Origin of the sequence: Leifsonia poae (assembly GCF_027921845.1) — a bacterium.
In the GTDB taxonomy this organism is placed as follows: domain Bacteria; phylum Actinomycetota; class Actinomycetes; order Actinomycetales; family Microbacteriaceae; genus Leifsonia; species Leifsonia poae.
Map to the genome: position 1 here is coordinate 141880 of NZ_BSEN01000005.1, position 18978 is coordinate 160857.

Below are 18978 nucleotides of genomic sequence, written 5' to 3' on the forward strand. Positions count from 1 at the left end.
GCCGCCATTCTCCTCGGCCACGAGGCTACGCGGCCGCCGTCCCGCCGTTCCGCCGTTCCGCAATTCCGGATGCCGGAGTCGACACGCCGCCCGAACGCGCACAACTCCGGAACTCCGACCCGATGGCGGGCCGAGGTTCCGGAGTTGTGTAGCGAGCTGAGCAGCAGCGAGCAGAGCTCTACCGAGCTGAGACCGGCGACCCGCCTAGGCGGGCACGCCCGCCTTCTCGCGCACGGCCCGCGTCGCCGTCAGGATGTTCGTGAGCGACGCCACGGTCTCGTCGTAGCCGCGGGTCTTGAGGCCGCAGTCCGGGTTCACCCAGAGCTGGCGTCCCGGGATCGCGCTCAGCGCGGTCTCGAGCAGCTCGGTGACCTCGGCGACGCTCGGAACGCGCGGCGAGTGGATGTCGTAGACGCCCGGGCCGATCCCGTGCTCGAAGCCCGAGGTCTGGATGTCGTGCACGACCTCCATCCGGGACCGCGCAGCCTCGATGCTCGTCACGTCGGCGTCGAGGTTGCGGATGGCGTCGATGACGACCCCGAACTCCGAATAGCAGAGGTGGGTGTGGATCTGCGTCTCGTCGCGCACCCCGGCGGTCGCGAGCCGGAACGACCCGACCGACCAGTCGAGGTAGTCCGCGTGGTCCTTCTTCTTCAGCGGGAGCAGCTCGCGCAGTGCCGGCTCGTCGACCTGCACGATCCGGATGCCCGCCGACTCCAGGTCCGCGATCTCGTCGCGCAGGGCGAGCGCGACCTGGCGTGCGGTGTCGCCCAGCGGCTGGTCGTCGCGCACGAACGACCAGGCGAGGATCGTGACCGGTCCGGTCAGCATCCCCTTGACCGGCTTGGCCGTGAGGGTCTGCGTGTAGGTCGACCACTCGACCGTGATCGGCTTCGGCCGCGACACGTCGCCCCACAGGATCGACGGACGCGTGCAGCGGCTGCCGTACGACTGCACCCAGCCGTTCTGCGTCACCGCGAAGCCGTCGAGGTTCTCGGCGAAGTACTGCACCATGTCGTTGCGCTCGGGCTCGCCGTGCACGATGACGTCGATGCCGATCTCCTCCTGCAGGTCGACGACGCGCTTGATCTCGGCCTGCATCTGGCCGAGGTACTCGGCCTCCGAGATGAGACCCTTCGCGAGCTGCGCACGGGCACGGCGGATGTCGCCGGTCTGCGGGAACGAGCCGATGGTGGTGGTGGGAAGGAACGGGAGGCCGAGCGCAGCATCCTGCGCTGCGAGCCGGTCGGCGTAGTCGCCGCGCGAGAAGTCGCCCTCGGTCAGGGCCGCCGTACGCGCACGCACCGCGGTATCGCGCACACCGGGCGCGGCTGCGCGGTCGGCCAGAGCGGCGGACGCGGCGTTCAGCTCGTCCTGGATCGACTCATGCCCGTCGAGCAGCCCGGTGGCCAGCGTCGCCACCTGAGCCACCTTCTGGTCGGCGAATGCGAGCCAGCTCTTCAGCTGCGCCGGGAGCGCCTGCTCGTCCTCGACGTCGTGCGGCACGTGCAGCAGCGACGTTGACGTCGACACCGCGACCTCAGGGGTGAGCGAGAGCAGCTCGGTCAGGCGGCCGAACGCCGCCTCGAGGTCGCCGCGCCAGATGTTGTGGCCGTCGATCACGCCGCCGACCAGCGTCTTGCCCGCGAGACCGGATGCCGTGGCCGCGTCGAGTCCGGAGGGAATCTCTCCACGAACCAGGTCGAGCGACAGCGCCTCGACCGGCGAGGCGGCGAGCACGGGCAGCGCGTCGCCGAGGCTGCCGTACGGCGCCGCGACGAAGAGCCCGGGGCGTCCCGCGACCGCGCCGAGTGCGCGGTACGCCTCGGCCACGGCGGTGAGCACGGCGGCGCGATCGTCCTCGATGCTTTCGCTCACGAGCGCCGGCTCGTCGAGCTGCACCCACGGCGCCCCCGCCGCGGCCAGACGCTCGAGCAGCTCGGCGTAGACCGGAAGCAGCTCGCTCAGGCGGGAGAGCGGACGGAAGCCCTCCGGCGCCGCGTCGCTCGCCTTGCTGAGCAGGAGGAAGGTTACCGGGCCGACGATGACGGGACGCGTCACGAAGCCGGCAGCGGCGGCCTCCTCGAACTCACGTACGAGACGGTCGGATGCCAGGCGGAAGTCGGTCTCCGGCCCGATCTCCGGCACGAGGTAGTGGTAGTTGGAGTCGAACCACTTGGTCATCTCCAGGGGGGCGTTCTCGCCCTCGCCGCGGGCGATGGTGAAGTATCCCGTGAGGTCGACGGCACCGGAGGCGTCGGCGAGCGTAGCGAAACGCTCGGGCAGCGCTCCCACGGTGACGGCGGCGTCGAGCACCTGGTCGTAGTAGCTGAAGCTCTCCGGGATCGACGCATCGGTGCGGCCGAGGCCGAGGTCGGCCAGGCGCTCTCGGGTCGCGGCACGCAGCTCGGCCGCGGTCGCCTCGAGCTCGGCGGCAGTCGTGCTGCCCGCCCAGAAGCTCTCGACGGCCTTCTTGAGCTCGCGTCGGCGCCCGATGCGCGGGTAGCCGATGATCGTGCCCGTCGGGAAGGCGGGACGCGTGGTGAAGTCGGTCATGCGTTGATCCTTTTCAGTGGGTGGTGCGAGAGGTCGTGCCGGCGACGCCGGTGCCGGCGCCCGGCAGCAGGCCGATGCGCTCGAGCACGGCGAGGACGGCCTGGTGCTGGTTGAAGGTGTACAGGTGGATGCCCGGCGCTCCGCCGTCGAGCAGGCGTTGCGCGAAGTCGGTCGCCCAGGCGATGCCGATCTCCCGCTGGCCCTCCTCGGTGGGCTCGATCTCGAGCTGGATGGCCAGCTCGCTCGGGAGGTCCTCGCCGCTGAGCTCGAGCATCCGGCGCAGTCGTGCGGCACTCGTGACCGGCATGATTCCGGGGAGGATGGGGAAGGCGACCCCGGCGTCTTTGGCCTTCTGGGCGAAGCTGAGGTAGTCCTCGGGGTGGAAGAAGAGCTGCGTGATGCCGAGGTTCGCCCCGGCGGCCTGCTTGGCGAGCAGGGTGTCGATGTCCTGGCTCACCGAGTGTGAGCTGGGATGACCGTTCGGAAACGCGGCGACCGCGATCTGCACGTGCTCCCGGCTGCCGAGCACCGCGCGGGCGTCGATTCCGGGCACCGGCAGCTCCCCGTAGGGAACGCGTTCCGCCTGCACCCGGTGGATCAGCTGCACGAGCTCCGCGGAGCTGCGCAGGTCGCCGAGCCCGGTCTCGCCGGCGGGGACGTCGGCGGGCGGGTCTCCGCGCACCGCGAGGAAGCGCCGGATGCCCGCATCGAGGAACTCCCGGATCAGCCGGTTCGCCTCGGCGTGCGACGAGCCGACGCAGGTGAGGTGCGCCATCGGGCTGACATCGGTGTGCTGCAGGATGTAGCGGAGCACGTCGAGCGACGTGGTGCGCGACGAGCCGTTCGCGCCGTACGTGACGGAGATGAAGTCCGGATGCGCGGCCGCGAGCCGATCGATCGTCGCCGGCAGCGCGGCCGCGGCGGCGGCGCTGCGAGGTGGATACAGCTCGAAGGAGAACCGCGCGGTGGTACAGCTCATGGCGTCCTCTTGGATGGAGTCGACGCGCGCCGCCCATTTCGGCCGCGCCCGTCCCGGTCAGGGTCAGGACCCCGTTCTCACGGGGGGTGTTCGCGGGCGGGTGCCGGGCTCGGCTGTCGCACCACCGAGCGGGTCGCCCGCTTCGGTTGAATGGAAATCTAGCAACGACGAAGGCCGGACGGAACCTGTGTGTCACCGTGTGACGCACAGCGCCGTCCAGCCTCGTGTCGTTCGTGCTGTTGTCGGCTGTGCCTGCGCCGGTGTCAGTTCACCGGAGCCACCGCGAACGCCTCGAACACCGACTCGAACTCGGGCTGGATGCGAGCACGCACCCTGGTCCCGTCCTCCGCGTACTCGGTCGAGAGCACCCGGCCGCGTTCGTGGAGCGCCGAGATCAGGTCGCCCCGGTCGTACGGCACGACCAGTTCCACCTCGATCGACGTGTCCGGGAGCAGCCGGGCGATGGCGGCGAGCACCTCGTCGATGCCCTCACCCGTGCGGGCGGACGCGAAGATCGCGCCCGGCTCGAGTCCGCGCAGCACCAGCCGGTCATCCGGACTGATCAGATCGGACTTGTTGAAGACGACGATCTCGGGCAGGTCGCGCGCGCCGACCTCGCCGATCACATCGCGCACCGTGGCGAGCTGGCTCGCGGGGTCCGGATGCGATCCGTCGACGACGTGCACGATGACATCGGAGTCGGCGACCTCTTCGAGCGTCGAGCGGAACGCCTCCACCAGCTGGTGGGGAAGGTTGCGCACGAACCCGACGGTGTCGGCCAGCGTGTACAGGCGGCCATCGGCGGTGATCGACTTGCGGACGGTCGCATCGAGCGTCGCGAACAGCGCGTTCTCGACGAGCACGCCCGCCTTGGTGATGCGGTTGAGCAGGCTCGACTTGCCGGCGTTCGTGTAGCCGGCGATCGCGACCGACGGCACCGAGTTGCGCTGCCGGTTGGCCCGCTTCGCCTCTCGCGCCGGCTTGAAGCCGATGATCTGCTTGCGCAGCTTCGCCATCCGCGTGTGGATGCGGCGGCGATCGAGCTCGATCTTCGTCTCACCCGGTCCACGCGAACCCATGCCTGCACCGGTGCCGCCGACCTGTCCACCGGCCTGACGCGACATCGACTCGCCCCAGCCGCGCAGGCGCGGGAGCAGGTACTCGAGCTGCGCGAGCTCGACCTGCGCCTTGCCCTCGCGGCTCTTCGCGTGCTGGCTGAAGATGTCGAGGATGACGGCCGTGCGGTCGATGACCTTCACGCGCACCACGTCTTCGAGCGCACGACGCTGGCTCGGGGCCAGCTCGGTGTCCGCGATGACGGTGTCCGCGCCGAGGGCGGCGACCACGCCGGCCAGCTCCTGCGCCTTGCCCTTGCCGAGATAGGTGCTCGGGTCGGGATGGGGCCGGCGCTGCAGCAGACCGTCGAGCACCACAGCGCCCGCGGTCTCGGCCAGCGCCGCGAGTTCGCGGAGCGAGTTCTCGGCGTCGTGCAGGGAGCCCTGCGAGTAGACGCCGATCAGCACCACGTTCTCGAGTCGCAGCTGCCGGTACTCGACCTCGGTGACGTCTTCGAGCTCGGTCGAGAGTCCGGCGACACGGCGGAGCGCTGCACGCTCCTCGCGGTCGAACTGATCGCCGTCGTGCCCGGTGTCGTCGAGCGCCGACGTCTGCAGCGCCTGGGCGCCACGGCCGAACAGCGCCACTCCGGCATGGGAGTCGGCGTTCGCGAGCACGCGCGCCACGACGTCGATGTCGGTGGCCGGTGTTTCCTGGTTGGTTGAACGTTCGTTCATCTGTGTGTCCTGCATCCGGGTTAACCCTAGTTTGTTCGTGTCCTGTACGGTCCTCTTATGGCCAGCGGAGATCACTACTTTTCGTCAGCGCCCGAGAGCGAGCTGAAGCTCCGGCCGTTCACCGTCCGCCTCGCTGGACAGACCTACGAACTGACGACCGCGAACGGGATATTCAGCCCCGAGCGCATCGATACCGGTACGCGAGTGCTCCTCGACCATGTCCCCGCGGCATCGCCCGGCGGTCAGCTTCTCGACCTCGGTTGCGGCTGGGGGCCCCTGGCTCTCACACTTGCTCTCGAATCCCCTCACGCGACCGTCTGGGCGGTCGACGTCAATACCCGAGCACTGGATGTGGTGCGCAGGAATGCGCAGAAGCTCGGCCTCACCAATGTAAACACATCTCTGCCCGAAGATGTTCCCGATGACGTGCTGTTTACGACGATCTGGTCGAACCCCCCGATCCGGGTCGGCAAGAACGAGCTGCACAATCTCCTGCAGAAATGGCTCCCCCGCCTCGAGCCCGGCTCCGACGCGTGGCTCGTCGTGCAGCGCAACCTCGGCTCGGACTCCTTGCACCGCTGGATCCAGACGACGTTCCCCGACCTGCACACCACCCGCGCGGCGACCTCGAAGGGATACCGCGTGCTCCGTGCGCGCTCGTCGGCCGGTGGCGATCCCGCTGCCGACCTGAACGCTGCCGACGACGTGAACGGCGCAGCCGTCGGCGACTAGGCCAGGTCGAGGGTGCCGGTGTAGACCAGCTCCGCCGGCCCCGAGAGAGCGACGTGCTCGCCGTCCTCGGTGGCGAACATCCGCACCCCCACCGTGCCGCCGGGGACGTCGACGCGCCACTGGTTCGGTGCTCCCGATCCCGCCCAGTACCGCACGGCGAGAGCAGCGGCTGCCGCACCCGTACCGCACGACAGCGTCTCTCCGCTGCCGCGCTCGTGCACGCGCATCCGGATGCGCCCGACGCCGTCTTTCACCAGCGGGTCGTGGGGCACGACGAACTCGACGTTCGCGCCGTGCTCCGGCGTCGGCTCGAGATGCGGGATGTACGTCAGGTCGGCCGCGTCCAGCTCCGACTCATCGGCGACGGCGACCACGACGTGCGGGTTGCCCATGTCGATGCCGAGCCCAGGACGCGCGACGGGCAGCTCCTTGGCCCGCACCAGCGGCTCGCCGCCGTCGAGCGCCCAGCGGCCGAGGTCGACCTGGAATCCGGTGAGATTGCGCTGCACGTCGCGCACTCCGCTGCGCGTGCCGATGGCGAGCGTGTCTCCGTCGGCCAGGTCGACGAGCCCTGACTCGATCAGATACCGCACGTACACCCGGATGCCGTTGCCGCACATCTCGGCTTGGGAACCGTCGGCGTTGTAGTAGTCCATGAACCACTCCGCGCCGTCGTCTTCGGCGAGAGCCTCCACGCCCTCGGGCAGGTGCTTGGAGCGCACGGCGCGGATCACACCGTCGGCGCCCACACCGAAGTGCCGATCGCAGATGTCGGCGATCTGGCTCGCGCTCAGCTCGACGAGACCGTCGGGGTCGGAGTACAGCACGAAGTCGTTGCCGGTGCCGTGACCCTTGGTGAAGTGGAGCGTTGTCGCCATGATCACAGCCTATCGAGGGCGGCGGCCGCGATCGCCGCGTCGGTCAGGCTCTCGCCGTCGGCGAGCCCGTCGCCGTCGTACGGGAGCCACCGGATGCCCGGGTAGCGCTTGAACCAGCTGACCTGACGCCGCGCGTACCGCCGCGTCAGCTGCTGGGTCTGGGCGATCGCCTCGGCGCGCGTGAGGTCGCCGCGCAGCTCCGCGAGAGCCTGGGCGTAGCCGATGGCGCGGCTCGCGGTCACGCCGCGTTCCAGTCCGAGCGGGATGAGCGCGGCCGCTTCGTCGACGAGGCCGGCGCTCCACATCCGCTCGACGCGCGCATCGAGCCTGGCGGTCAGCTCCTCGCGAGGCGCCGACAGGCCGATGATCGCCGACGGGCGCCACAGCACCGGCTCCTCCGGAAGGGATGCGCTCACCGGCTCCCCGGTCAGGGCGACGACCTCGAGCGCACGCACGAGCCGGCGGCCGTTGCTGGCGCCGATGTTCTTCGCCGCTGCCGGATCGACCTCGAGCAGTCTCCGGTAGAGCATCCCCGGGCCCTGAGCCGCGAGCTCGGCCTCGAGCCGCTCCCGCAGCACGGGATCTGTGCCGGGGAACCGGAAGTCGTAGATCACGCTCGACACGTAGAGCCCCGAGCCGCCGACCAGGATCGGAACAGCGCCCCGCGAGAGGATGCCGTCGACGGCCGCGCGAGCCTCCGGCTGATACCGGGCGACCGTGGCCTCCTCGGTCACGTCGAGCACGTCGAACAGGTGGTGCGGGATGCCGCGCCATTCCTCGCGCGGGAGCTTGGCGGTGCCGATGTCCATGCCGCGGTAGAACTGCATCGCGTCGGCGTTGACGACCTCGGCGACGACGCCGCGTGCTGCCAGACGCTCGGCGACGGCGAGGGAGAGGTCGGTCTTGCCGGTTCCGGTCGGACCGACGATCGCGAGGATGTCGGGCGCGGGAGTCCGGTTCGTCGCGCCTTCCGTGGCGCGTGCGTGATCGCTCAGCGCTGGCCGTCCGTCGGGTCGTAGATCGGCATGGTCCCCACGCCCGGGGTGGTGAGCGGCTCGCGTACGCGCAGCGTCGGCAGGCCCAGCGACACCCGGGCCGGCGCACCGGATGCGTCGCCGGACGACGGCACGGCGCACGATGCGGCCTCCGCGCGATCCCATGCGTCGCCCGCGCGCGTGCGGCGGATGTTCAGGGGCGCCCCGTCGGTCGCGTCGGCGATCAGGTGGAACGGCGCCGCCTGCGTGACCGTGACCGTGACGACGTCGCCGGGACGAGGAAGTTCAGAGCCGGCCGGGACCTCGAAGTGCACGAGCCGACTGTCGTGGGCCCGTCCGCTGAGGCGATGCGTGTCGGCGTCTTTGCGTCCCTCGCCGTTGGCGACGAGGAGCTCGACCGTGCGCCCGATCACCTTCTGGTTCTCTTCGAGCGAGATGCGCTCCTGGAGCGCCGTCAGGCGCTCGTACCGCTCCTGCACGACCTTTTTGGGGACTTGATCGTCCATGGTGGCCGCCGGGGTGCCCGGGCGGATGGAGTACTGGAAGGTGAACGCCGTGGCGAACCGCGCGGCTTCCACCACCCGCAGCGTGTCCTGGAAGTCCTCCTCGGTCTCGCCGGGGAAGCCGACGATGATGTCGGTGCTGATCGCGGCATCCGGCAGCTTGGCGCGGACCCGGTCGAGGATGCCGAGGAACTTCTCGGAGCGGTACGAACGGCGCATCGCCTTGAGCACACGGTCCGAGCCCGACTGCAACGGCATGTGGAGCTGCGGCATCACCGACGGCGTCTCTGCCATCGCGTCGATCACGTCATCGGTGAAGGCGGCGGGGTGCGGGCTCGTGAACCGGATGCGCTCCAGCCCCTCGATCTGCCCGGCCGCGCGCAGCAGCTTGCTGAACGCCTGGCGGTCCCCGAACTCGACTCCGTAGGAGTTGACGTTCTGCCCCAGCAGCGTGACCTCGATGGCGCCGTCGTCGACGAGAGCCTGGATCTCGGCCAGCACCTCTCCCGGTCGGCGGTCCTTCTCTTTGCCTCGCAGAGATGGCACGATGCAGAAGGTGCAGGTGTTGTTGCAGCCGACGGAGATGGACACCCAGCCGCTGTAGCTGGAGTCGCGCTTGGTCGGGAGCGTGGACGGGAAGGTCTCGAGCGCCTCGAGGATCTCGATCTCCGCCGCGTCGTTGTGGCGAGCCCGCTCGAGCAGACTCGGCAGCGCACCCATGTTGTGGGTGCCGAACACCACGTCGACCCACGGGGCCTTCTCGAGGATGACGTTCTTGTCTTTCTGCGCGAGGCAGCCGCCGACGGCGATCTGCATGCCGGCGTGACGTTTCTTGATGGACGCGAGGTGCCCCAGGTTGCCGTACAGCTTGTTGTCGGCGTTCTCGCGGACCGCGCAGGTGTTGATGACGACGATGTCGGCTTCGGCGCCTTCGGCGGGAACGTAGCCGGCCGCTTCGAGCGAGCCGCTGAGGCGCTCGGAGTCGTGCACGTTCATCTGGCACCCGAAGGTGCGGACCTCATAGGTGCGAGCCCGCCCGTCAGCATCGACCGCCGCGGTGGACGGCAGGATGACGGTCCGCTCTTCCGTGATGCTCATAATGCGACTAGTTTACGTTCGGCCGTGGGCTGCCTCGAACCGCGATCGTGTCCGCGGTCTACTGGAACCGCACGCCGCGCGAACGCCTGCTCGCGAAGGCGACATCCATCGCCTGCCGGACGATGGACGAGCTGTAACCCTTGCGTGCCAGGAACCCGTTCAGTCGCCGTTTGGCCGTCTCGTCGTCGTACGACGAGAGTTGCCCGATGCGTTTGACGGCCAGCTCGGTGGCCCGCTCCAACTCGTCTTCGTCTTCGATCTCGGCGAGGGCGTCGTCGATGATGTCGGGCGCGATGTGGCGTCGCTTGAGCTCCTGCGCGATCGCGGTACGGCCGAGGCCCTTGCGGTTGTGCTGCGTGTAGACGAGCGTGACCGCCAGTGCGGCGTCATCGAGCAGCCCGACGCTCTCGAGACGATTCAGTTCCGCCTCGGCGATCTCCGGTTCGATCTCGCGCTTTGCGAGCACCTGCGACAGCTCCCAGCGCGACATCCCGCGCCGGGCGAGCTGGTGCATCGACACGTTCGAGGCGCGCGAACCCGACCGGGAGTCACCCGCGCGTGCGCCGGGCTGGACCCCGTCGTCCCCAGCCGCCTCATCAGGCGACTCGTCGAGGAACGATCGCGACCAGACCCCGGACGTCCGCTTGCCGGAACGCTCCCCCGCGGCCGGCGCCTCAGAGTCTCCCGACTCTGCGGACGGACCCGACTCCTCGTCAGCGCGCGGGAACGCCACCGGCGGACGCGAGGTGCGGCGCGCGGACGGGTGCCCGCTGGCACTCGCCGCCGCCTCCGCACCACCATGGGACGCGCCCGAACGACGCGCATCGCGCAGGTTGGTCACGGGCGCCAGACGTTCACCGCTCGCGGTGCCGTCGGCTCCGCCCTCGTGCTTGTCGTCGCTCGGTGGAAAGCTCACCACGAGACATCCCGCCCTTCGCCCGCGTCGGAGGAGCGCATTACGCGCCCTTGCGTGCCTTCAGCTTCTCTTCGATCGAGCCGACGTTGTCGTCCGCCTGAACCACCGGCACAGCCGGAGCGTTCGGGTCGGCCATGATGCCGAGCTTGATCTTGATCTTGTCTTCGATCTCCTGGGCGATGTCGGGGTTCGCGATCAGGAAGTTGCGCGAGTTCTCCTTGCCCTGGCCGAGCTGGTCGCCCTCGTACGTGTACCAGGCACCCGACTTCTTGACGATCGCGTGCTCGACACCGAAGTCGAGAAGGCTGCCCTCGCGCGAGATGCCGACACCGTAGAGGATGTCGAACTCCGCCTGCTTGAACGGCGGAGCCATCTTGTTCTTGACGACCTTGACGCGCGTGCGGTTACCGACCGCCTCCGCGCCGTCTTTCAGCGTCTCGATGCGACGGATGTCGAGGCGAACCGAGGCGTAGAACTTGAGCGCCTTACCACCGGCGGTGGTCTCGGGGCTTCCGAAGAAGACACCGATCTTCTCGCGCAGCTGGTTGATGAAGATCATCGTGGTGTTGGTCTGGCTCAGGCCACCGGTGAGCTTACGGAGAGCCTGCGACATGAGGCGGGCCTGAAGGCCGACGTGCGAGTCGCCCATCTCGCCCTCGATCTCGGCGCGCGGCACGAGCGCCGCCACGGAGTCGATGACGATGAGGTCGATGGAGCCGCTTCGCACCAGCATGTCGGCGATCTCGAGCGCCTGCTCACCCGTGTCGGGCTGCGAGACGAGGAGGGCATCGATGTCGACGCCGAGCTTGCGGGCGTACTCCGGGTCGAGCGCGTGCTCGGCGTCGATGAACGCGGCGATGCCGCCGGCGCGCTGCGCGTTGGCGATCGCGTGCAGCGTCAGCGTGGTCTTACCGGACGACTCAGGCCCGTAGATCTCGACGATGCGGCCACGCGGGAGTCCGCCGATGCCGAGCGCGACATCCAGCGCGATCGATCCGGTGGGAACGACCTCGACGGGAGCCCGCTCGTCGCTGCCCAGTCGCATGACCGAGCCTTTGCCGAACTGGCGGTCGATCTGCGCGAGCGCGGTCTCGAGTGCCTTTTCACGGTCTGCGGGTGATGGCATTGCGGTTCTCCTTCTTCGGCTTCGCTAACGAGTTCGACTGTATGGGGGACGTCCGACACTCGACGTTGCGAACGCACGAACTGTGGACAACCCGTTTTCGATTGCCGTTGTGAAGGAGCCTAGCAACATCCGAACATATCTTCGACTGGCCGAACGCGGCGTGTCGCGCATCAGGATGGCCCGCTCGCGTCGCGCGACGGTGGCCTCAGCGCTTGGGTGTCGGCTTCCCCGCACCGTACCAGTGCGACTGCGGGACCCCGGTCTCGCGGCACAGGGCGAGCCAGACCTCGCGCGGCGGGATGCCGGCGTCGATCGCCTGGTCGGGCGTGCGGCCGCCGAGCTCGCCGAGCACCAGATCGGCGGTGAGTGTGCGGCCGTACTGCATGCCGAATTCGTCGGCGACGGCGCGCTGGAACTCACTCAATTTCATGGAACAACCCTAATTCTCGCTGGCGGACTGTGTTGATCATCCGGCTCGTTTGTCCGGCTCGTGTGTCCGGCTCATTCATCCGGAAGTCCGAGCCGATCGGCACCGAGCTTCCGGAGTTATACGTCCGGCGGCGGCGTGTCGGCTCGGCGTTCCGGAGTTGTGCACCGAGCCGAACGACGACCCCAGAAACGAACGACGCCCCGGTCTCCCGGGGCGTCGTTCCTGGTATGTGGATCAGCGTGCGACGAGATCCGCGTCCATCGCGGCGACGAACTCGTCGGGGATGGTGTCGGGGATCATGGGCTCGATGCCCTCGAGCACCGCGAGCCGGTCTCCCACCTCGCGCATGATGACCGAGATCGGGGTCTCCAGAGCGTCCGCCACCGAGGCGAGGATCTCTGAGGACGCTTCCTTCTGGCCGCGCTCGACTTCGCTCAGGTAGCCGAGGGCGACACTCGCCTTGCTCGCGACCTGCCGAAGCGTACGGCCTTTCTGCAGGCGGAAGTCCCTGAGCACGTCGCCGATTTCCTGACGTACAAGAATCATTGGAGCCTCCTTCTTCAACCCTGCCGACCTATCGGACCATCGATCGGGGATGCCAACACTAGCGCATCCGTGATGCATACGATATCGACGACGACTGGGCTTTTCTTGTGAATGCATGATCTGTAACAGACCCGAAACAGGCTGTATTCCCACGCTTCACATGGGCCCCGTTTCGAGCGTCGTCGCGACCTCCTCGACGACCCGCTCGACCACCTGCCGGCGGATGCCGGCCCGGTCGCCCGACAGGGCGAGCTCGACCACGCGGGTCCCCGCTGCGGTGGCGATGCCGACGAACACCGTGCCCACGGCACGACCGCCCTGCGGATCGGGGCCGGCGACTCCCGTTGTCGAGAGGCCGAGATCGGCGGGGCGTCCGTCGACGGCGAGCTTCAGCCGCACTCCCTCGGCGAGCTGCCGGGCCACCTCGGGGTGCACCGGCCCCTCCGCCGCGAGCAGTTCGGCGTCGACGCCGAGGAGCGAGTGCTTGAGCCCGGTGGCGTAGACGACGGCGCCGCCGAGCACGACCGCCGACGCACCGGGAACGCTCGTCAGCTCGGCCGTCAGCTCACCGCCCGTCAGCGACTCGGCCGCCGCCACCGTGAGCCCGCGCTGGGCGAGCATCCGGATGACGCCCTCGGTGCGCTCAGACGTCGGCACGCTTCGCCTTGTGGCCCTTCCAGGCCTGCCAGAGGTAATCGAAGCCCGTCACCACCGTGAGGACGACCGCGAGCGTCATCGCGATGCCGTTGAGCCAGTAGATCCAGTCACCGAACACCGTCCACAGCGGGAAGAGCGCGAGCGAGATGGCAACCGACTGCACGATCGTCTTGAGCTTGCCGCCTCGCGAGGCGGCGATGACGCCCTGCCGGATGACGACGAAGCGGTACACGGTGATCCCGACCTCGCGCACCAGGATGACGATGGTCACCCACCAGGGAAGCTCGCCCAGGATGGACAGCGCGATGAGTGCACCGCCGGTGAGCACCTTGTCGGCGATCGGGTCGAGCAGCTTGCCGAGCTCGGTCACCAGGTTGTTGCGGCGCGCGATGGCCCCGTCCACGCCGTCCGTGGCGATCGCCAGCACGAAGAGCACGGCGGCTGCCCAGCGGAGCCAGCCGTCGTCGCCGTCGTCGGCGAGCAGCATCCAGACGAACAGCGGAGCGAGGAGGATGCGCACCACGGTGATGACGTTGGGCACGTTCCAGTTGCTCGCGGGGTGAGAGGCTCCGCCTCCCGCTATCACCGGCGGAGGCGTTTCGGGCACCGACATCGGTCTACTCCCTGTCGGTCAGCTGCCAGGCGTCCTCGTCCGAGGTGCCCTCCACTTCAGGATAACCCTCGGTCATGCGCGCCACCGGGTCCCCTGCGTACTGGTCGACGTCGTCACGGCCGCCCTGGCCGCCCTGACCGGATGCGGGCGCGGCAGCACCGGGCGGCGGCTCCTGTCCACGGAGCGTGGCCAGGACCGCCGGGAGCTGTTCGACGGTGACGAGCACATCGCGCGCCTTCGAGCCTTCCGACGGCCCGACGATCTCGCGGGACTCCAGCAGGTCCATCAGGCGCCCGGCTTTGGCGAATCCGACCCGCAGCTTGCGCTGCAGCATCGAGGTCGATCCGAACTGCGTCGAGACGACCAGTTCGGCCGCCGCGAGCAGCAGCTCGAGGTCGTCGCCGATGTCGGAGTCGATCTGCTTCTTCTCGGCCGGCGCCGCCACATCCTGGCGGTACTCGGGCCTGGCCTGCCGGGTGACGTGGTCGACGACCTTCTGGATCTCGGTCTCGTTCACCCACGCGCCCTGCACGCGGATCGCCTTCGACGCGCCCATCGGCAGGAACAGCGCGTCGCCCTGGCCGATCAGCTTGTCGGCGCCGGGCTGGTCGAGGATGACGCGCGAGTCGGTGACGCTCGTCACGGCGAACGCGAGGCGAGACGGCACGTTCGCCTTGATGAGTCCGGTGACCACGTCGACCGACGGCCGCTGCGTCGCCAGCACCAGGTGGATGCCGGAGGCACGAGCGAGCTGGGTGATGCGCACGATCGAGTCCTCGACGTCGCGCGGGGCGACCATCATCAGGTCGGCGAGCTCGTCGACGACCACGAGGAGGTACGGGTACGGCTTGAGCTTGCGCTCGCTGCCCGCCGGGAGCACGATCTCGTCGTTGACGACCGCCTTGTTGAAATCGTCGATGTGGCGGAAGCCGAAGCTCGCCAGATCGTCGTACCGCATGTCCATCTCCTTCACGACCCACTGCAGCGCTTCCGCCGCCTTCTTGGGGTTCGTGATGATGGGCGTGATCAGATGCGGAACGCCGGCGTAGATCGTGAGTTCGACGCGCTTGGGGTCGATCAGCACCATGCGCACGTCGGCGGGCTTGGCACGCATCAGCAGGCTGGTGATCATCGAGTTCACGAAGCTCGACTTGCCGGAGCCGGTCGAGCCGGCGACCAGGAGGTGGGGCATCTTGGCGAGGTTGGCCACGACGTACCCGCCGCCGACGTCTTTGCCGACGCCGATCGTCATGGGATGCGTGCTCTTGGCCGCGGCGCCCGAGCGAAGCACGTCGCCGAGCGACACGATCTCGCGGTCGGAGTTGGGGATCTCGATGCCGATCGCGCTCTTGCCGGGGATCGGCGAGAGGATGCGCACCTCGTTGCTGGCGACCGCGTAGGAGAGGTTCTTGCTGAGGGCGGTGACGCGTTCGACCTTGACGCCCGGGCCGAGCTCGATCTCGTACTGGGTGACCGTCGGTCCCCGCGAGTATCCCGTGACCTTGGCGTCGACGCTGAACTGCTCGAGCACCTCGGTGATCGACGCGACGATGTCGTCGTTGGCGCTCGACCGGGCCTTGGGCGGCGTGCCGGGCGAGAGCATCGAGGCGGCGGGGAGCCGGTACGGCGCCGTCGGCTCCTCGGGTGCGGCAGGCACCACCTGGGTCTCGTCGTAATCGTCCACTCCGGGCGTGAAGCCGGGGAGCACCCCTGGTGCTGTCGGGACTCCTCCGTCGGGCTGAAGCCCCGTCGGGTGGGCGCCGCCGAGTGCGACCTCGCCGGTGAACCGCTTGACCGCCTCCTCGGCGAGCGCGAGCTCGCCGAGCACCTCGGTGTTGTAGCGGTCGCTGGCCGGATCCGGCTCGAGGGCCGTGGCGAACTCGCCCGTGCCCGCGGCCTTCTTGCCGAAGATCTCGGTCACGCCATCCGCGATCACCGGGGTGTCGTACGCGGGGTCCTCCTCGCGCTGCGACTTGTTGCGGCGCCACCAAGGGAGGTTGCCCTCGTCGGGGGCCTCATCGTCGATGCCGTCGAGCTCGACCAGCTGGGTCTTCGCCTCCTTGGCGGCCTGCCGCTCCTCCTCCGTCGGCAGCTGCGCGCCGAAGAGATAGGCGTAGAGCTCGCGCACCCGGGAGCCGACCTTGTTCGGCGGCGTCTTCGTGATGATGAACAGGCTCAGGATGAGCAGCACCACGATGACCGCGCCGGCGCCGTACGGCGTGATGACCAGTGAGAGCGGCGCCGCCAGCAGCCAGCCGAGCACTCCGCCGGCCTCCGCAAGCTTCGCCATGCCGTCGCTGGGCGACGGGTGCGAGCTGAACAGGTGGCAGAGCCCGGAGATGGTCAGCAGCAGGATGCTCAGCCCGATGCCGATGCGCGTGTTGTCGTGCACCGAGCTCGGATGCCGGAAGAGCCAGGCCGCGAACAGCACCATGATGACCGGCAGCGCGAACGCGACGCGGCCGAACAGGCCCCCGAAGGTCCAGGCGTCGAGGGTGCGAGCGATGTCGTTGTCGATGAGGAACCACTCGACCACCGCGCCGGCGATGGCGAGCAGTACCAGGAAGAAGGGGAAGCCGTCGCGGCGCTCCTCTTTGGCGAGCTTCTCGGGCCCCAGGGCGCGGAAGGCGCCCCCGGTGAGGTGCGCCAGGCCCATCCAGGCGCGGGCGAGGGGATTCGGCGCCGCATCGGCCACCGGATAGGCGACCGTCTTCTGAGCCGCGGTCTTCGCCGCCGGCTTGCGCGCGGCCGAACCGCCGCGACCGGAGGAGTTCCGGGCGCGCGATGTCGACTTGGTGCTCGTAGCCATAGGGTCAACGGTACTTCGCACCCCCGCCATCCGGCCGTCACCGCGCTGAGTTGCACGAAATCGCCGCGCCGTGCGGGCTGCGGGCATCCGGGCTCGCCGCGGGTCAGTGGACGGAGCGCACCATGGTGTCGGAGTTCTCGCCCGAATCGACCGTCACATAGCCCTCGCTGATGTAGAGCCGCTGCGCGAAGTTCGCCCGCTCGACGCTCAGGCTCAGGCGGGAGTGCCCGGATGCGCCCGCTTGGCGCGCGACCGCCTGCAGCAGGGAGCGGCCGACGCCCTGCGCACGCCACTGCGAGTTCACCCCGAGGGTGAGCTCGGGCACCCCCGGTGCGACGAAGCCGTAGCCGGGCTCGTTCGCGGGGAACAGCCGCCCCCAGCACGCGCCGACCGCGACGCCGTGGGCGTCCACTGCGATCGATCCGAAGTCGCCCGGGCGCATCCAGCCGGAGATGTACCGGGAGACGGTCGGGTCTTCGAGCACCGTCACCCGCGGGCGCACCCGCACGGGGTTCCAGTTGGACGCCTCGATGAGCATGTCGGCGAGAAACCGTGCATCCTCGCTCACGGCCGGCCTGATCTGGAACGGACTCATAGCGGAACGCTACTCGGGTGCGCGTTTCGTGCGGGTAACAACCAGCTCACGCCTCGATCACGAGGGGGACGATCATCGGGCGACGGCGGTAGCTCGTGTTCACCCAGCGGCCGACCGTGCGCCGCACGACCTGCGACAGGGCGTGCGAGTCGCGGACGCCGTTGTGGGCCGCGTCGGCGAGCGCCGCAGCGATCTTCGGCTTGACCGCGTCGAACACGGCGTCGTCCTCGGCGAAGCCGCGGGCGTGGATCTCCGGGCCCGTGACGATGCGGCCGGTCGCGGCCTCCACGACGACGATGATCGAGATGAAGCCCTCCTCGCCGAGGATCCGGCGGTCTTTGAGGTCGGCGTCGGTGATCTCGCCGACGCTGGAGCCGTCGACGTACACGAAGCCGAGGTCGAGCTGGCCGACGATCCTGGCGACGCCGTCGCGCAGGTCGATCACGGTGCCGTCCTCGGCCAGGATCGTGTTCTGCTCGGGCACACCGGTGTCCATCGCCAGGCGCGCGTTGGCGACCAGGTGGCGGTACTCGCCGTGCACCGGCATCACGTTCTTGGGCTTCAGGATGTTGTAGCAGTAGAGCAGCTCGCCGGCGGCCGCGTGGCCGGAGACGTGCACCTTGGCGTTGCCCTTGTGCACGACGTTGGCGCCGAGCTTGGTGAGGCCGTCGATCACCCGGTACACCGCGTTCTCGTTGCCCGGGATCAGGCTGGAGGCCAGGATGACCGTGTCGCCGGGCCCGACCTCGATCTGGTGATCGAGGTTGGCCATGCGCGCGAGCACCGCCATCGGCTCGCCTTGCGATCCGGTCGACATGTAGACGATCTCATCCTCGGGGAGGTCGGACGCCTTCTTGTAGTCGATCAGCACGCCCTCCGGAACCTTGAGGTACCCGAGGTCCGCGGCGATGGTCATGTTGCGCACCATCGAGCGGCCGAGCAGCGCGACCCGTCGGCCGTTCGCCGCCGCGGCGTCGAGCACCTGCTGCACACGGTGCACGTGGCTCGAGAAGCTCGCGACGATGACACGGCGCGGGGCGCGCGCGATGACGTTGTCGAGCACCGGGCCGATCGAGCGCTCGAGCGGCGTGAAGCCGGGGACGTCGGCGTTCGTGGAGTCGGCGAGGAACAGGTCGACACCCTTCTCGCCGAGCCGGGCGAACGCGCGCAGGTCGGTGAGGCGGTCGTCGAGCGGCAGCTGGTCCATCTTGAAGTCGCCGGTGTGCAGCACGACGCCGGCCGGCGTGGTGATGGCGACGGCGAGGGCATCCGGGATCGAGTGGTTGACCGCGACGAACTCGAGGTCGAACGGGCCGAGCTGCTCGGTCTGCCCCTCCTTGACGGTGAGGCTGTACGGCTGGATGCGGTGCTCCTTGAGCTTGGCCTCCACCAGGGCGAGCGTCAGGCCCGAACCGATCAGCGGGATGTCGGCGCGCAGCTTGAGCAGGTACGGCACGGCGCCGATGTGGTCTTCGTGACCATGGGTGAGGACGACGCCGACGATGTCGTCGAGGCGGTCGCGCACGGGCGCGAAGTCCGGGAGGATCAGGTCGACGCCGGGCTGATTCTCCTCAGGGAAGAGGACGCCGCAGTCGACGATCAGGATCTTGCCTTCGTATTCGAAGACGGTCATGTTGCGGCCGATCTCTCCGAGACCGCCGGTGGGGATGATCCGCAGTGTGCCCGGTTCGAGGGTGGGCGGATCGGAGACGAGGTTGGGCATGTGCCCTCCTATACGTGTTGCGGGCGCTT

The 18978-nt window shown here is 69.0% G+C and carries 16 protein-coding genes; 1 reads left to right on the forward strand and 15 read right to left on the reverse strand.

The annotated features are described in order from the left end of the window. Positions 1-204: 204 nt before the first annotated feature. From metE to hflX, 3 genes are all read right to left on the reverse strand, one after another. Positions 205-2556, reverse strand: coding sequence for a 5-methyltetrahydropteroyltriglutamate--homocysteine S-methyltransferase (gene metE / locus PKE84_RS06680; protein ID WP_271176445.1), 2352 nt, complete (start codon positions 2554-2556; stop codon positions 205-207). Positions 2557-2569: 13 nt separating this feature from the next. Continuing rightward, on the reverse strand, positions 2570-3535 hold the full coding sequence (locus tag PKE84_RS06685; protein WP_271176446.1) for a methylenetetrahydrofolate reductase: 966 nt from the start codon (positions 3533-3535) through the stop codon (positions 2570-2572). Between the two features lie 263 nt (positions 3536-3798). Beyond that, the gene (gene hflX, locus PKE84_RS06690) at positions 3799-5328 is read right to left on the reverse strand and encodes a GTPase HflX (RefSeq protein WP_271176447.1); all 1530 of its coding nucleotides are present in this window, start codon (positions 5326-5328) and stop codon (positions 3799-3801) included. A gap of 57 nt (positions 5329-5385) precedes the next feature. Here hflX and PKE84_RS06695 point away from each other — a divergent pair, with 57 nt between their 5' ends. Beyond that, positions 5386-6060 (forward strand): class I SAM-dependent methyltransferase, encoded by a 675-nt coding sequence (locus PKE84_RS06695; RefSeq protein WP_271176448.1) that lies wholly within the window; start codon positions 5386-5388, stop codon positions 6058-6060. On the opposite strand, the gene dapF is transcribed toward PKE84_RS06695, so the two are convergent. The 12 genes from dapF to PKE84_RS06755 form a co-directional block, all read right to left on the reverse strand. Continuing rightward, positions 6057-6938 (reverse strand): diaminopimelate epimerase, encoded by an 882-nt coding sequence (gene dapF, locus PKE84_RS06700; protein ID WP_271176449.1) that lies wholly within the window; start codon positions 6936-6938, stop codon positions 6057-6059. The genes PKE84_RS06695 and dapF overlap by 4 nt on opposite strands. A gap of 2 nt (positions 6939-6940) precedes the next feature. Further along, entirely contained in the window at positions 6941-7933 is a 993-nt protein-coding gene (gene miaA, locus PKE84_RS06705; protein ID WP_271176502.1) for a tRNA (adenosine(37)-N6)-dimethylallyltransferase MiaA, read from the reverse strand. Next, positions 7930-9534, reverse strand: a complete 1605-nt coding sequence (gene miaB, locus PKE84_RS06710) for a tRNA (N6-isopentenyl adenosine(37)-C2)-methylthiotransferase MiaB (protein WP_271176450.1) — start codon at positions 9532-9534, stop codon at positions 7930-7932. The genes miaA and miaB overlap by 4 nt, the downstream gene beginning before the upstream one ends. A gap of 58 nt (positions 9535-9592) precedes the next feature. Then, entirely contained in the window at positions 9593-10450 is an 858-nt protein-coding gene (locus PKE84_RS06715) for a regulatory protein RecX (RefSeq protein WP_271176451.1), read from the reverse strand. A 40-nt stretch (positions 10451-10490) separates the two neighbouring features. Further along, positions 10491-11576: a recombinase RecA gene (recA, locus tag PKE84_RS06720; RefSeq protein ID WP_271176452.1), complete on the reverse strand. Its 1086-nt coding sequence runs from the start codon at positions 11574-11576 to the stop codon at positions 10491-10493. Between the two features lie 205 nt (positions 11577-11781). After that, positions 11782-12006, reverse strand: a complete 225-nt coding sequence (locus PKE84_RS06725; RefSeq protein ID WP_271176453.1) for a DUF3046 domain-containing protein — start codon at positions 12004-12006, stop codon at positions 11782-11784. A gap of 234 nt (positions 12007-12240) precedes the next feature. Next, positions 12241-12552, reverse strand: a complete 312-nt coding sequence (locus PKE84_RS06730; protein WP_271176454.1) for a helix-turn-helix domain-containing protein — start codon at positions 12550-12552, stop codon at positions 12241-12243. A gap of 156 nt (positions 12553-12708) precedes the next feature. Further along, positions 12709-13209, reverse strand: coding sequence for a CinA family protein (locus PKE84_RS06735; protein WP_271176455.1), 501 nt, complete (start codon positions 13207-13209; stop codon positions 12709-12711). Continuing rightward, a complete protein-coding gene (gene pgsA, locus PKE84_RS06740) occupies positions 13196-13822 on the reverse strand; it encodes a CDP-diacylglycerol--glycerol-3-phosphate 3-phosphatidyltransferase (RefSeq protein WP_271176456.1) in 627 nt (208 codons plus the stop codon). Before pgsA ends, PKE84_RS06735 begins: the two co-directional genes overlap by 14 nt. Positions 13823-13826: 4 nt before the next feature. Next, a complete protein-coding gene (locus PKE84_RS06745; RefSeq protein ID WP_271176457.1) occupies positions 13827-16631 on the reverse strand; it encodes an FtsK/SpoIIIE family DNA translocase in 2805 nt (934 codons plus the stop codon). Positions 16632-16734: 103 nt separating this feature from the next. Beyond that, positions 16735-17226 carry a GNAT family N-acetyltransferase gene (locus tag PKE84_RS06750; RefSeq protein ID WP_271176458.1) on the reverse strand — a complete coding sequence of 164 codons (492 nt, stop codon included), beginning with the start codon at positions 17224-17226 and terminating at the stop codon, positions 16735-16737. A 46-nt stretch (positions 17227-17272) separates the two neighbouring features. Then, positions 17273-18949 carry a ribonuclease J gene (locus tag PKE84_RS06755; RefSeq protein WP_271176459.1) on the reverse strand — a complete coding sequence of 559 codons (1677 nt, stop codon included), beginning with the start codon at positions 18947-18949 and terminating at the stop codon, positions 17273-17275. Positions 18950-18978 lie beyond the last annotated feature (29 nt).